The 14,251-nt window shown below is 66.4% G+C and carries 15 protein-coding genes and 1 tRNA gene; 13 read left to right on the top strand and 3 right to left on the bottom strand.

The window, feature by feature from the left end:
• Window positions 1-143 precede the first annotated feature (143 nt).
• Entirely contained in the window at window positions 144-1,484 is a 1,341-nt protein-coding gene (argA, locus tag ACTIEY_RS09625; protein ID WP_439518884.1) for an amino-acid N-acetyltransferase, read from the top strand.
• Here the strand turns inward: argA and ACTIEY_RS09620 are convergent.
• Together ACTIEY_RS09620 and ACTIEY_RS09615 are read right to left on the bottom strand one after the other, a co-directional pair.
• Complete coding sequence (locus ACTIEY_RS09620; RefSeq protein ID WP_439518883.1) at window positions 1,477-2,004, bottom strand: disulfide bond formation protein B; 528 nt, start codon at window positions 2,002-2,004, stop codon at window positions 1,477-1,479. The two genes, argA and ACTIEY_RS09620, sit on opposite strands and share 8 nt — an antisense overlap.
• A 10-nt stretch (window positions 2,005-2,014) precedes the next feature.
• The gene (locus ACTIEY_RS09615; RefSeq protein ID WP_439518882.1) at window positions 2,015-2,785 is read right to left on the bottom strand and encodes a ferredoxin--NADP reductase; all 771 of its coding nucleotides are present in this window, start codon (window positions 2,783-2,785) and stop codon (window positions 2,015-2,017) included.
• A 233-nt stretch (window positions 2,786-3,018) separates the two neighbouring features.
• Here ACTIEY_RS09615 and ACTIEY_RS09610 point away from each other — a divergent pair, with 233 nt between their 5' ends.
• The gene (locus tag ACTIEY_RS09610) at window positions 3,019-3,297 is read left to right on the top strand and encodes an oxidative damage protection protein (RefSeq protein WP_439518881.1); all 279 of its coding nucleotides are present in this window, start codon (window positions 3,019-3,021) and stop codon (window positions 3,295-3,297) included.
• Window positions 3,294-4,454: an FAD-dependent oxidoreductase gene (locus tag ACTIEY_RS09605; protein ID WP_439518880.1), complete on the top strand. Its 1,161-nt coding sequence runs from the start codon at window positions 3,294-3,296 to the stop codon at window positions 4,452-4,454. The genes ACTIEY_RS09610 and ACTIEY_RS09605 overlap by 4 nt, the downstream gene beginning before the upstream one ends.
• Here ACTIEY_RS09605 and ACTIEY_RS09600 read toward each other — a convergent pair.
• Complete coding sequence (locus ACTIEY_RS09600; RefSeq protein ID WP_439518879.1) at window positions 4,451-5,263, bottom strand: hypothetical protein; 813 nt, start codon at window positions 5,261-5,263, stop codon at window positions 4,451-4,453. The two genes, ACTIEY_RS09605 and ACTIEY_RS09600, sit on opposite strands and share 4 nt — an antisense overlap.
• 168 nt (window positions 5,264-5,431) lie before the next feature.
• Between ACTIEY_RS09600 and ACTIEY_RS09595 the strand changes: the two genes are divergently transcribed.
• The 10 genes from ACTIEY_RS09595 (at window position 5,432) to ACTIEY_RS09550 (ending at window position 14,236) form a co-directional block, all read left to right on the top strand.
• Complete coding sequence (locus ACTIEY_RS09595; RefSeq protein WP_439518878.1) at window positions 5,432-6,223, top strand: sulfite exporter TauE/SafE family protein; 792 nt, start codon at window positions 5,432-5,434, stop codon at window positions 6,221-6,223.
• Between the two features lie 21 nt (window positions 6,224-6,244).
• The gene (locus ACTIEY_RS09590; RefSeq protein ID WP_439518877.1) at window positions 6,245-8,020 is read left to right on the top strand and encodes a nitrite/sulfite reductase; all 1,776 of its coding nucleotides are present in this window, start codon (window positions 6,245-6,247) and stop codon (window positions 8,018-8,020) included.
• Between the two features lie 9 nt (window positions 8,021-8,029).
• Entirely contained in the window at window positions 8,030-8,419 is a 390-nt protein-coding gene (locus tag ACTIEY_RS09585; RefSeq protein WP_439518876.1) for a DUF934 domain-containing protein, read from the top strand.
• Between the two features lie 21 nt (window positions 8,420-8,440).
• On the top strand, window positions 8,441-9,190 hold the full coding sequence (locus tag ACTIEY_RS09580) for a phosphoadenylyl-sulfate reductase (protein ID WP_439518875.1): 750 nt from the start codon (window positions 8,441-8,443) through the stop codon (window positions 9,188-9,190).
• Window positions 9,187-10,152 carry a sulfate adenylyltransferase subunit CysD gene (gene cysD / locus ACTIEY_RS09575; RefSeq protein WP_439518874.1) on the top strand — a complete coding sequence of 322 codons (966 nt, stop codon included), beginning with the start codon at window positions 9,187-9,189 and terminating at the stop codon, window positions 10,150-10,152. The genes ACTIEY_RS09580 and cysD overlap by 4 nt, the downstream gene beginning before the upstream one ends.
• Entirely contained in the window at window positions 10,152-11,480 is a 1,329-nt protein-coding gene (locus ACTIEY_RS09570) for a sulfate adenylyltransferase subunit 1 (protein WP_439518873.1), read from the top strand. Before cysD ends, ACTIEY_RS09570 begins: the two co-directional genes overlap by 1 nt.
• A 102-nt stretch (window positions 11,481-11,582) precedes the next feature.
• Window positions 11,583-11,912, top strand: coding sequence for a ferredoxin FdxA (gene fdxA, locus ACTIEY_RS09565; RefSeq protein ID WP_439518872.1), 330 nt, complete (start codon window positions 11,583-11,585; stop codon window positions 11,910-11,912).
• 11 nt (window positions 11,913-11,923) lie between these two features.
• Complete coding sequence (locus tag ACTIEY_RS09560) at window positions 11,924-13,000, top strand: NAD(P)/FAD-dependent oxidoreductase (protein WP_439518871.1); 1,077 nt, start codon at window positions 11,924-11,926, stop codon at window positions 12,998-13,000.
• Between the two features lie 25 nt (window positions 13,001-13,025).
• Window positions 13,026-13,101, top strand: a tRNA-Asn gene (locus tag ACTIEY_RS09555).
• A gap of 250 nt (window positions 13,102-13,351) precedes the next feature.
• Window positions 13,352-14,236 (top strand): J domain-containing protein, encoded by an 885-nt coding sequence (locus tag ACTIEY_RS09550; RefSeq protein ID WP_439518870.1) that lies wholly within the window; start codon window positions 13,352-13,354, stop codon window positions 14,234-14,236.
• Window positions 14,237-14,251 lie beyond the last annotated feature (15 nt).

The raw sequence follows: 14,251 nt of genomic DNA, 5'->3' as shown, positions 1-14,251 counted from the left end.
GATCTCATGGCGACGCGCCGAGACGGGCAGGGATTCCGGGAATTCGATGTGCAGCGGTGTGGAGGACAACGGGGAAAACTCGGTCAAAATCGGGCAGCCGGCCATTATCCGCGCCCGGCCCACTGTCTGCCCGCCCGCCATCCATGTCCAACGTCTTCAACTTCACCTTCGTTCCCTGGTTCCGCTCGGTCGCGCCGTACATCCACAAGCACCGCGGCAACACGCTGGTGGTGGGCATCGCCGGTGAGGCCATTGCGGCAGGCAAGCTGCAGAACCTTGCGCAGGACCTCGCGCTCATCCAGAGCATGGGTGTGGAAATCGTGCTGGTGCATGGCTTTCGGCCGCAGGTGAACGAACAGCTGCGCCTGAAAGGCCACGAGGCGAAGTACTCGCACGGCATGCGCATCACCGACGAGGTGGCATTGGACTGCGCGCAGGAAGCCGCGGGCCAGTTGCGCTATGAAATCGAAGCCGCCTTCAGCCAGGGCTTGCCGAACACGCCCATGGCCGGCGCCACGGTGCGCGTGATATCGGGCAACTTCATCACGGCGCGCCCGGTGGGCCTGATGGACGGGGTGGATTTCCAGCACTCGGGCCTGGTGCGCAAGGTCGACACCGAAGGCATCCAGCGCACGCTGGACATGGGCGCCATGGTGCTGCTCTCACCATTTGGCTTCTCGCCCACGGGCGAGGCCTTCAACCTCACGATGGAAGACGTGGCCACCTCGGTGGCCGTGTCACTCCAGGCCGACAAGCTGATGTTTCTGACCGAGGTGCCTGGCATCCGCGTGGACGATGCCGACCCCGAGAGCGGCATCGACACCGAGCTGCCGCTGGCCGATGCCAAGAAGATGCTCGCCGCCCTGCCCGCGCCCACGCAACCCACCGACACCGCGTTCTATCTGCAGCACTGCATCCGCGCCTGTGAAGGCGGCGTGGACCGCAGCCACATCCTGCCGTTTTCGGTGGACGGTGCGCTGCTGCTGGAGATCTACACCCACGACGGCATCGGCACCATGGTGGTGGACGAAAAACTGGAAAGCGTGCGCGAAGCCACCATGGACGACGTGAGCGGCATCGTGGCGCTGATCGAGCCGTTCGAAAAGGACGGCACGCTGGTCAAGCGCGACCGCACCGAGATCGAGCGCGACGCCGGCAACTACACCATCATCGAGCACGACGGCGTGATCTTCGGCTGCGCGGCGCTCTACCCCTACCCGGAAGCGCGCACGGGCGAGATGGCCGCGCTCACCGTGTCACCCGACACCCAGAGCCAGGGCGATGGTGAACGGCTGCTCAAGCGCATCGAGACGCGCGCCAAGGCACAAGGCCTGCAAAGCATCTTTGTGCTCACCACGCGCACCATGCACTGGTTCATCAAACGGGGATTTGTTCAGGTCAGCGCCGACTGGTTGCCCGAGGCGCGCAAGCGCAAGTACAACTGGGACCGCAAGAGCCAGGTGCTCGTCAAGAAGCTCAGCTAGACGGTCGCTTCACCCACAGCGCCACGGCCAACAGGGCAATGGCGCTGAAACACAGGAACGACCAGTTCGCAATCGACAGACCCAGAAAGGTCCAGTCGATCACCGAGCAGTCGCCGGTGCCGCGAAAGATCATGGGGATGGCACGGCGCAGCGGGAAGGATTCGATCATCCCGAAGAAATCGCGCCCGCAGCTCATGATCTCGGGCGGGTTCCATTGCAGCCAGCTCTGGCGCGCGGCCACGAAGGCGCCGAACGCAGCAAACACGCCCATCTTGATCACGCCGCCATACAGCCAGAAACGACGCTTGAAGAAGGCGCTGACGCCCGCCACCAGCGCCACCAGCACGAGCGCATAGCGCTGCACGATGCACATCGGGCACGGCTCCAGCCCCACCACGTGCTGCAGGTACATGCCGTAAGCCAGCATGGCCACGCAGGCCAGGGCGATCAGCGCCAGGATCTGGCGGGGGTGGCTCGCCAACGGCGAACCCGGCGATGCGGTGGACAGGCTGGCGAACAAGGCGGACTCCTCAGCTCACGAAGGCGCGTTCGATCACGAAGTCGCCCGGGGTGGTGGTGTTGCCTTCCTTGAGTCCGGTTTTCTCGCAAAGTGCCTTGAGGTCGCGCAACATTTCAGGGCTGCCGCAAATCATCACCCGGTCTTCGGCGGCGTTGAAAGCCGGCAGGCCGAGGTCCTTGGCGATCACGCCCTCACCAAGCAGTTGTGGAATTCGTCCCTGGTGCACGAAAGGCTCGCGGGTGACGGTGGGGTAGTACAGCAGCTTGCCCTGCACCAGCTCGCCCAGAATCTCGTCCTTGACCAGGTCGTTCGACAGCAGCTCGCGGTAGGCCAGCTCATTGACCTGGCGCACGCCGTGCACCACGATCACCTGTTCGAAGCGCTCGTAGGTTTCGGGGTCGCGCACGATGCTCAGGAACGGAGCCAGCCCGGTGCCGGTGCCCAGCAGGTAAAGGCGTTTTCCGGGCAGCAGGTAATCGATCAGCAACGTGCCGGTGGGCTTGCGGCCGACGATGATGGTGTCGCCGACCTGGATGTGTTGCAGCCGCGAGGTGAGCGGGCCGTCCTGCACCTTGATGCTCAGGAACTCCAGGTGATCGGCGTAGTTCGGGCTGACGATGCTGTAGGCGCGCAGCAGCGGTTTGTCGTTGACGCGCAGGCCGATCATGGTGAAGTGACCGTTGGAGAACCGCAGCGACGCATCGCGCGTGGTGGTGAAACTGAACAGCCGGTCGGTCCAGTGGTGGACGCTCAACACGCGCTCTTCCTGAAATGCACTCATGAAAACTGATCCTGTGGAACGGTAGCCCGGTATTGTAGAAACTCATGCGTGGGGTGCTGGCGCGGCCTTGTCTGCCGTCGCACCCAAACCTTGCTACAGTGGCGCTCGGCTTTCAGCCCGGAGCCCAAGAACACCCGCAAACCGGGGATCATGCCGGTGATCCACCTGTTCTGGAACGAATAATTTCTTCCATTCGTTATAACCAGATCGTCTAACCCATCTCTAGGAACGCCATGGCACGCACCGTGAACTGCATCAAGCTCGGCAAGGAAGCCGAGGGACTCGACTTCCCGCCCTACCCCGGCGAACTGGGCAAGCGCATCTATGAGAACGTGAGCAAGGAAGCCTGGGGCGCGTGGCTCAAGCACCAGACCATGCTGCTCAACGAGAACCGGCTCAACCTGGCCGATGCCCGCGCCCGCCAGTACCTGGCACGGCAGATGGAGAAGCACTTCTTCGGCGAAGGCGCCGACGCCGCCGCCGGCTACGTGCCGCCGCCCCGGGACGAGTGAGCCCAACCGTCGCCACGCCTCGCCAGGCGATGGTGATCGGAGCCGGCCTGGCCGGCGCTGCCGTGTGCGCCCAGCTGGCGCGGCGGGGCTGGGAGGTCGCCCTGGTCGACGCGGCCAGCGGTCCCGCCCAGGGCGCCTCGGCACTGCCGGTGGGCATGCTCAGCCCGCACGTCACCCGGGCACCCACACCCCTCTCCCGCCTGTCTGCCCTGGGTATGCAGGCCACGCTGGCCGAACTGCAGCGCCTGGTGCTGCCCGGCCGCGGCTGGCAGGCTTGCGAGGTGGACAACCTGGGCCACGACCCGGGCCGCTGGCCCGCCGCGCTGGTTCGGCCTGCCGCGTTGGTGCAGGCCTGGCTCGAAGAAGCCGCCGCGCGCGTGACGCGGCACTGGCACGCACGCGCGCACCGGCTGGAGCGCACGCCCTCGGGCCACTGGCGGGCGGTGGATGCCGCCGGCAACACCCTGGCGGAAGCACCGGTGGCAGTGGTCGCTGCCGCCCACGGCAGCCACCGTCTGCTCGTCGACAGCGCCCTCATGGAGCCGGATCACCTGCCTTTGCGTCCTGTGAAGGGTCAAATGAGCCTGGCCGAGCTGCGCGGCGCGCCGCTGGCCGATCGGCCTCGGCGCGACAGCGGCGTCTTCGTGCCCGTCTACGAAGACAGCGGCCTCCCGCCCGACTGGCCGGTTCGGCTCTGGGCCATGGGCTCCACCTACACCCGCGGCGACTCCACCACCCACCTCACGCCACAGGCCCATGAAGCCAATGCGGCCAGCCTGCAGTCGATCTGCCCACCCGCGGCGGAACGCTTGCGAAGCTTGCAGGCCAGCGGCGCGCTGCTGGGGTGGGCGCAGGTGCGTTGCGCTTCGCTGGACCGTTTGCCGCTGGTGGGTGCCGTGCCCGACGCCGGAGCACTGCGCGAGCTCATGACCCAGGCCGGTGTGCGTCGCGGCCGTGTTCCGCTGCACGAGACGCCCAGGGGCAAGGACCTGTATGTATTGAGTGCACTGGGCTCACGCGGCATCACGCTGGCCCACCTGTGCGCCGGCTGGCTGGCCGCTGGCATGGAAGGCGAACCATCAGGCGCCGAGGCCGATCTGCTCGCCACGCTGGACCCTGCTCGCTTCGCCTGGCGGCAGGCCCGCCGCCAGCCCTAGATCAGTTCCAGCCACTCCGAGATCTGACGCGGTTGCAGGGGGCGCTCCAGCAGCGCGGTCACGCCCACGCGATGCGCGTCGCGCCGCACGCGCCGTCGACGCCACCAGCCCGCCAGCGGTCCTGCCAGCTCGCTCGTGGCCAGCGCCAGGGCCTGGGGATTGCGCTGCACGAACACCCGCATGAGCGACCACACGTCCATGTGGTGGTCATCCAGGTTGAAAAATCCGCAAAGGTAGGCCTGGCGGCCGAGCAACTCCACCGCCATCTCGGTGTCGAGCACCTCGTCGACATGCACCACGCCGGCCAGCGCCAGGCGCGTGCGCAGGTAGGTGCGTTCCTCCGGGTCTGCGCTCACGACCAGGGCGCGCCGCACCGGCTCCACGCCGGTTTCCATGTCCAGGTCGAGCGCAAGGTCCAGGGGAGAAGGCGATGTGACGTCCAGGTCGAGCAGGCCGGAATCCGCCTGGCGAGCCGCGAACACGGCGTCCAGATCGTGCAGCACCGCGGCCCATTCGATGGGTCTGTCCAGAACGCGCCAGGCGTGCCGGGGCGCGTCGGGGCCCACCCAGATCAGCCGCTGTCCGGCCGGCATCTCCTTGGCGTGCGCCAGCACCGCTTCTGCACTTTCGCCATCGACCAAAGCCACCTGGGCCATGCCGGTGGGCGCCTTGCCACCGGGCGGGGTGAGCGGAGCCCAGGGCGCATAAGCCACCTCGCGCTCCTGGGACAGGCGAAAGATCGTGTTGAGCGCGTGCCGCTCGACATCGGAAAAACCCACCACGCTCACCAGGATCTTCTGTTTCTGCATGCCGCGAATGGTACGACGGCCAAGGCGATGTGCGGTCGATCTGGAGGGACGAACGGAAATTTCTCTCTCGCTGGTCGCGCGAGCCCGGGATTTGCATATGCATCCCAGCTATATCCCCATGAGCAAAAAATCGTTTGGGATATATGCCTCGTTCCCTAAAGTCGGCGCATGCCTGACATCGCCATCATCCTGGCCGGATTCGCCGTGGGACTCATCGTGGGTCTCACGGGCGTGGGTGGCGGTTCGTTGATGACGCCCATCCTGATCTTCTTTTTCGGTGTCAAACCCTACCTCGCCGTGGGCACCGACCTGCTCTTTGCCGCCTTCACCAAGATGGGCGGCACGCTCAGCCTGGCCCGACAGAAGCTGGTGCCCTGGCGGGTGGTGGGCCAGCTCAGCGCAGGCAGCATCCCGGCGGCCATCGTCACGCTGCTGGTGCTTCGGCAGCTGGGTCCGGCGAGTGCGCAGGTGCAGTCGCTCATGACCAGCACGCTGGGCCTGGCGCTGTTGCTGACGGCCGCGGCCATGCTCTACAAGGCCGCACGCGGCAAACAGGTGCCACGCAGCCTGCCCGAAGCCGATCTGCACAAGGCCACCCGCGCGCGCCACTGGAGCCTGCCGGTGCTCTTCGGTGCGGTCATCGGCGCGCTGGTCACGCTCACTTCCGTCGGCGCGGGCGCCATCGGCGTCTCCGTGTTGCTGTTGCTGTTTCCCCTCTTGCCGCTGCCCCGCATCGTGGCGGCAGACATTGCCTACGCCGTGCCGCTCACGCTGGTGGCAGGCCTCGGTCACGCCAGCCTGGGATCGGTCGACTGGCCGCTGCTGGGCAAGCTGCTGGCGGGCTCGCTGCCCGGCATCTGGCTTGGCACCCGCCTGATGAAGCACACGCCAGAGCGCCTGGTGCGCTCCGCACTCTCGGTGCTGCTGGCCTATGCCGGTTTCAAGCTGATCGCTTTCTGACATTCACTGCCCACGACGACGATGTACCAATATTCCGAATTCGACCGCCAGTTCGTGCACCTGCGTGCCGCCCAGTTCCGGGACCAGCTCACTCGCTGGCAGGCGGGCACGCTGGGTGAAGACGAATTCAAGCCGCTGCGCCTGCAGAACGGCTGGTACGTGCAGCGGTTCGCACCCATGCTGCGCGTGGCGGTGCCCTACGGCGAGATCTCCAGCGCACAGCTTCGGGTGCTGGCGAAGATCGCACGGGAATACGACCACAAGGAAGTGCACGACACGTCCAAGGCCAACGCTGGCCTGTCCGAAGTGCCCACGCTGCCGGATCGCACCGCGCACTTCACGACGCGCCAGAACGTCCAGTACAACTGGATTCCGCTGGCGCGCTCGGCCGAGGTGATGGACCTGCTGGCCAGTGTGAACATGCACGGCATCCAGACCAGCGGCAACTGCATTCGCAACATCACCACCGACGCACTGGCCGGCATCGCCGCCGATGAGGTGGCCGACCCGCGCCCCTTTGCCGAGATCCTGCGGCAGTGGAGCACGCTGCACCCTGAATTCGCCTTCCTGCCACGCAAGTTCAAGGTGGCCATCACCGGCGCTCGCGAAGACCGTGCCGCCACCGCCTGGCACGACGTCGGCCTGCGCCTGCTTCGCAACGTGGACGGCGACCTGGGCTTCCAGGTGCGCGTGGGCGGCGGCATGGGCCGCACGCCCATCATCGGCAGCGTGCTGCGCGAGTTCCTGCCCTGGAACCAGATCCTGAACTACCTGGAAGCCGTGGTGCGCGCCTACAACCGCTTCGGCCGCCGCGACAACATCTACAAGGCCCGCATCAAGATCCTGGTGAAGGCCGAAGGGCAGGCCTACACCGACCAGGTCGAAGCCGAATACCGCGACATCCTCGAGAAAGACGGCGCGCCGCACACCATCACCCAGGCCGAGTTGGACCGCGTGAGCGCTTTCTTCGTCACGCCGCCGCTGAGCTGCGACCGCAAGAGCGCCGACGCCAAGATCGCCCACATCCTCAAGGCCGCTGCCGAGGACGACATGGAGTTCAGCCGCTGGCTGCAGCAGAACGTGAAGCCGCACCAGAACCCCGACCTGCGCGCGGTCACGCTCTCCTTCAAGCGCTTTGGCCAGGCCCCGGGCGACGCCACCGCAGACCAGCTCGACCGCGCCGCCGACTTGGCCGACCGCTTCTCGTCGGGCGAAGCGCGCGTGACGCACGAACAGAACCTGCTGCTGCCGTGGGTGCGCTGTGATGCGTTGCCCGAGCTCTGGCGCGAAGCACGCCGCCTGGGGCTGGCCAAGCCCAATATCGGCCTGCTCACCGACATGATCGCCTGCCCGGGCGGCGACTTCTGCGACCTGGCCAATGCGCGGTCCCTGCCGCTGGTACAGGCCATCCTGGGTCGCTACACGGATCTGGACGAGCTGCACGACCTGGGCGAGATCGACCTGCACATCAGCGGCTGCATCAACTCCTGCGGTCACCACCACAGCGGCCACATCGGCATTCTGGGCGTCGACAAGGACGGCCAGGAGTGGTACCAGGTCACGCTGGGTGGTTCGGATGGCACACGCCTCTCGGGCGAATCGACACCGGGCAAGGTGATCGGCCCGTCGTTTGCCGCCAGCGAAGTGCCCGATGTGATCGAAGCCCTGCTCGACACCTACCGGGCGCAGCGCCAGACCGGCGAGACATTCATCGCCACGCTCAAGCGCGCCGGCGCCGACCCGTTCAAGGCCGCGGCCAACGCGGTGCGCGTGAGCACCGCCCGCGCGCCCGCCTGAGGAACCGACATGAACCAGTCCCTTGACGTTTTCAGCGCCAGCAACTTTGAACCCCGTGAGCCGCAAGAGCGGCGCCTTGCCATCGCCAACGACGCCGACCCGCGCGAAGCCGACCTGACCGGCATCGACGTCATCGAGCTGAACTTCCCGAAGTTCAGCGATGGTCGCGCCTTCAGCCAGGCCTTCCTGCTGCGCCGCCGCCTCGGCTTTGCGGGCGAGATTCGCGCCACCGGCGACGTGCTGATCGATCAGCTCGTGCAGATGCAGCGCAGCGGATTCAGCCAGGCCGTGCTGCGCGCCGACCAGGACCTGGCACACGGCCGCGCCCTGCTGGCCCACTACCCGGCGTTTTACCAGGGCGATGCGGTGCATGCCGCACCCCATTTCGCCTCCGCCTGAGAAGCGCACACAGCCACCGCCATGAACGCTCTATCGCTCTACGACAAACCCTCGTCTGATTTCGCGGCCAAGGTCTCGCGAGCCATCGCGCTGCTGCGCGAGGCTGCCGCCAGCCATCCCAAGATGACTCAGGCATCCAGCCTCGGCGCAGAAGACATGGTGATCACGCACCTGCTGCACCTGGCCGACGTGAGTGCCAGCGTGTTCGTGCTGGAGACCGGCAAACTGCACCCAGAGACGCTGGCGCTCATCCCCCGCATCGAGCGGCGCTACGGCATGAGCGTGCAGGTGTTCCGGCCGCGCCAGGAATCGGTGATCTCGTTCGTTCGCAAGAACGGCGAAGAAGCCATGTACCAGAGCATCGACCTGCGCAAGGCGTGCTGCGACATCCGAAAGATGGAGCCGCTCGCGCGCGCGCTGGCCGGCCAGGATGCGTGGATCACCGGCCTGCGGCGTGAGCAGTCGAACGCGCGCGCCGAGGTGGGTGAGCTGATCCAGGAACCCGGGCGCGTCAAGGTCAGCCCGCTGGTGGAGTGGACCTGGGGCGACGTGTGGCATTTCATCGGCCTGCACGCGCTGGACTACAACGCCCTGCACGACCAGTTCTTTCCCAGCATCGGCTGCGCCCCCTGCACGCGCGCCATCAGCGTTGGCGAGGATTTCCGCGCCGGGCGCTGGTGGTGGGAACAGGAAGGCGCCAAGGAATGCGGCCTGCACGTGCAGCCTGTGGCCTCGCCGCTTGTCTCATCTCTCGAACGGACCCCTTCATGAACGCCCGCACCGAACCCGACGTGATCCAGAGCGCCCTGCAGCACGCCATCACCGAACAGCACCACCTGAGCAACGCCCACCTGGACGCGCTGGAGGAAGAGACCATCTTCATCCTGCGCGAGGTGGCTGCCGCCTTCGAACGCCCGGCGCTGCTCTTCTCGGGCGGCAAGGATTCGCTGGTCATGCTCAAGTGCGCCGAAAAGGCCTTTGGCGCGGGTCGCATCCCCTACCCCTTGCTGATGATCGACACCGGCCACAACTTCCCCGAGGTGACGGATTTCCGTGACCTGCGTGCAAAGGAACTGGGGGCCGAACTGATCGTGCGCAGCGTGGAAGACTCCATGGCGCGCGGCACGGTGCGCCTGGCACACCCCGGCGAGAGCCGCAACGTGCACCAGTCGGTGACGCTGCTGGAAGCGATCGACGAATTCCGGTTTGACGCCCTCATTGGCGGCGCGCGGCGCGACGAGGAGAAGGCCCGCGCCAAGGAGCGGATCTTCAGCCACCGCGACAGCTTCGGCCAGTGGCAACCCAAGGCCCAGCGCCCCGAGCTCTGGACGCTGTTCAACACGCGCCTGCAACCCGGCGAGCACTTCCGCGTGTTCCCCATCAGCAACTGGACCGAGCTGGATGTGTGGCAGTACATCGCCCGCGAGAACATCGCCCTGCCCTCGATCTACTACACCCACCCGCGCGAGGTGGTGGACCGCCGCGGCCTGCTGGTGCCGGTGACCGCGCTCACGCCCCCGCGCGACGGCGAAGCCGTGCAGGTGCGAGACGTGCGTTTTCGCACCGTGGGCGACATCACCTGCACCTGCCCGGTGGAGAGCACGGCCGCCACGGCAGACGACATCGTGATCGAAACCCTGGCCGCCGAGGTGAGCGAACGCGGCGCCACGCGCATGGACGACAAGACGTCCGATGCCTCCATGGAAAAACGAAAAAAGGACGGGTACTTCTGATGACCACGATCACTTCCGTTCGGGCCGAGCCCGTCGAAACCCTCGCACAGGACACGCGTTCCGCCCTGCGGCTCATCACCTGCGGCAGCGTCGACGACGGCAAGAGCACGCTGATCGGCCGCCTGCTGGTCGACAGCAAGGCCGTGCTGCAGGACCACCTGGCCGGCGTGCAGCGCCAGGGCCAGACCGATCTGGCCCTGCTGACCGATGGCCTGTCGGCCGAGCGCGAACAGGGCATCACGATTGACGTGGCCTACCGATACTTCAGCACCGAGGCGCGCAAGTTCATCATTGGCGATGCACCCGGCCACGAGCAGTACACGCGCAACATGGTCACCGCCGCCTCCAGCGCGGACGCCGCCGTGGTGCTGGTGGACGCCACCAAACTCGACTGGGCCGCCCCCGATCTGAAGCTGCTGCCGCAGACCCGCCGACACAGCCTGCTGCTGAAACTGCTGCGCGTGCCTTCGGTGGTGTTCGCCGTGAACAAGCTCGACGCCGTGTCCGACAGCGCCGCCGCTTTCGAACACATCGGCGCTGCGCTGCGCCGCTTCGCCCAGCAGGCGGGCCTGCCCGTCACCGCCGTGGTGCCGATCTCGGCGCTCATGGGCTGGAACGTGGTCGACGCCAGCGAATCGCCGCAGTGGTGCGGCTACACCGGTCCCACGCTGCTGGAGATCCTGGAAGGCCTGCCGGTGACGGCGGCGGACACCACGCTGCCCTTCGCCTTTGCGGTGCAGTGGGTGGAGAAATTCAGCTCGTCGTCCGACACCTCGCAGGGCCGGCGCGTGTTCTGGGGCCGCGTGGCCACCGGCGGCGTACAGCCCGGTCAGCCGGTCCGCATCATGCCCAACGGCCAGACCGCGGTGGTGGCCCAGGTGCTCAACCATGTGCGCCAGCCGCAGGCCGTGCTGGCGGGCCACAGCGCCGGGATCGTGCTCGACCGCGAGGTGGACGTTTCCCGCGGCGACTGGCTGCTGGCTGAAGACGACGAGTCGTCGCCGGACGCCATCCATGGCAGCCGCGAGCTGCGTGCCACGGTGGCCTGGCTGGACGACGAAACGCTGGTCCCCGGGCGCGTCTACTGGGCGCTGCATGGCCACCGCTGGGTGAAAGCCAAGATCAAGCGCATCGTGCACCGCCTGGACATCCACACGCTGGCCGAAGAAGACGCCACGCAACTGGAGCCCAACGCCATCGGGCACATCGAGCTCACCCTCCAGGAACCCCTGGCGACGCTGCCTTTCGCGCGCTCGCGGGCCCTGGGGTCGCTGGTGCTGGTGGACACCGCCAGCCACCGCACGGCGGGCGCCCTGCTGGTCCTCTGAGGCCGGCGCGGTCTTTAACTTGCATCAAGGCCAGGGGCATACCCCGGCCCCATACTCCCGGAAACCCTAAAATCCGGGACTTCCCCGATTCCGATCACCACCATGACCCACGTTGTCACCGAAGCCTGCATCCGCTGCAAATACACCGACTGTGTGGACGTCTGCCCCGTCGACTGCTTCCGCGAAGGCCCCAACTTCCTCACCATCGACCCGGATGAATGCATCGATTGCGCCGTGTGCATTCCCGAGTGCCCCGTGAGCGCCATCTACGCCGAGGAAGACCTGCCCAAGGACCAGCAACACATGATCGTGTTGAATGCGGAGCTTGCGCGCCTGCCGGGATGGAAGAGCATCACCAAGCGCAAGGCCCCTTTGCCCGACGCAGACGACTGGAAAGATCGCACCGACAAGCTGTCCGAGCTCACACGCTGAGCTCGCGCGCCATGGCCGGGTCGAGCGTGCACGAAGGCGCCATCGAAACCGATGCGGTGATCGTGGGCGCCGGACCCGTGGGCCTGTTCCAGGTGTTCGAACTGGGCCTGCTGGAAATCAAGGCCCACGTGATCGACTCGCTGCCGCAGCCCGGTGGCCAGCCCGTGGAGCTGTATCCCGACAAGCCCATCTACGACATACCTGGCATCCAGGTGTGCACCGGCCAGGAACTCGCTGACCGGCTGCTCCAGCAGATCAAGCCCTTCGGCGCCACCTTCCACCTGGGACAGGAAGTGAGCACGGTGGAAAGACAGGCCGACGGGCGCTTCTTCGTGGCCACGTCAAAGGGCACCCGTTTTCTCACCCGGACCCTGTTCATCGCAGCCGGCGTGGGCGCCTTCCAGCCGCGCAGGCTCAAGGTGGAAGGCCTGGAGGCCTTCGAAGGCGCACAACTGTTCCACCACGTCGCGAACCCCGCCCAGTTCGCCGGCCAACAGCTGGTCATCGCGGGCGGCGGAGATTCCGCGCTCGACTGGGCCATCGACTTTGCCCGACCCGACAGCCCGCACCGTGCCAGCAGCGTGGTGCTGCTCCATCGACGCGACGGCTTCCAGGCCGCGCCCGCCAGCGTGACCCGCATGCGCGAGCTTTGCGAGCGCGGCGACATGAAGTTCATCGTGGGCCAGCCCACGGGACTTGAGCTCGATGCAGCCGGGCAACTGCGCGCCCTGAAGGTGACAGACCCGGATGCCGTGACCCAAGTCGTGCCGCTGGACACCCTGCTGGTCTTCCTCGGACTTTCGCCCCGCCTCGGCCCCATCGCCGACTGGGGCCTGGACATCGAGCGCAAGCAGTTGGTGGTGGACACGGAAAAGTTCTCCACCAGCGTCCCCGGCATTTTCGCGGTGGGCGACATCAACACCTACCCCGGCAAGAAAAAGCTCATCCTCTGCGGCTTTCACGAATGCGCGCTGGCCGCCTTCGGTGCCATGCCGATCGTCTATCCGGACCGCCCCGTTCAGCTTCAATACACCACCACCAGCCCCCGGCTGCACAAGGTGCTGGGCGTCGATTCCGAAAGCCCCTGAAAACGACGCTATAATTCGAGGCTGTTCCCTGATAGCTCAGTCGGTAGAGCGACGGACTGTTAATCCGCAGGTCCCTGGTTCGAGTCCAGGTCGGGGAGCCAAAAATTCCGATATGAAACAAGCCTCCAGGTCGCGTGACCCAGAGGCTTTTTTCTTGGGCGGTAGAACGTTGTTTTCCGGTCGAATCGCGGGCCTGGAACTGCGACAAGTCGCACACAGGTGCGCCGCACCGCATCATCGGATCGCATCTCACCGCTTCTGTGCGCGATATCTCACGTTCGCCGTCACTGCCCTACTCCGATACTTTCCAGCCAACCGGCTTGCGCCGTGGAAAGAGAGGAGGTTTGCTGCATGGCGGAGAAGCTGCATACCCATTACGCCAATCTCAAGGTCACGCAGAACGCGCCGGTCGAGGTGATCAAGGCCGCCTACAAGGCCATGGCGCAGAAATACCATCCCGACCGCCATCCCGGGGATGGCGCACAACGCGTGATGCAGGGTCTGAACGAATCCTGGAACGTATTGAGTGATCCGGTCTTGCGGGCCGAACACGACGCCTGGATCGCTGAACAGGAGGCGATCCGCCTGCCGCCTCGCCGCCGTCGCAGCCGCAAGACGGTTTCTGTCCGCCGACCGGGAGCCCTGGCCTCCCTGTCGATCTTTGTGGCCGTCTCTTCGGTCAGTGTGGCTGTTTACAGCGCACTGAGCGATGATTTCCGGGCACCCGCTGTGGCGCGCCCGGACGCCGCAGAAAGACCGCTCGCTCTGGTGCGTGTGCCACAAACCCCGGCCTCCGCACGCGAACACCCGAAGGATGACGGCCGCAGCGGGCGCGCCCTGCTCGAGTTCGGGCAGGCCTTGCCAAAGGCCTCCGGGCCCATCATCGGCGCGCGCCAGACCAAGGGCGCTGGCCGCGCCCGGGTGACGATCGATAACCCCCATGAGACGGCGCCGGTGGTGGCCAAGCTCTGCCACGCGGTGTGGTCGCACTGCTGGCCACTGCAACACGTCTACATCGAACCTGGCGGGAGCTTCACCTTGAAGAACCTGTCGCCGGGCAAATACGATGTGCGCCATGTCAACCTGGACTCTGGTGGCATCTACAGGTCCGGCATGTTCGAGGTGCTGGAGCCTGAGGGCGCCAAAGGGGCCTACTACACCGCCGAGCGGCTGCAGCTCCAGGAGCCTGCGGATGGCCAGTCCGGGGCCACCCGCATCGACCTGCACCAGTTCTGACCCGCGCCGCTTGCG

Origin of the sequence: Hydrogenophaga sp., from assembly GCF_051858985.1 — a bacterium.
Classification (GTDB): Bacteria; Pseudomonadota; Gammaproteobacteria; order Burkholderiales; family Burkholderiaceae_C; genus Hydrogenophaga.
Note: the sequence above shows the minus strand (reverse complement) of the source record. Positions and strands in the feature narration are given on the sequence as shown.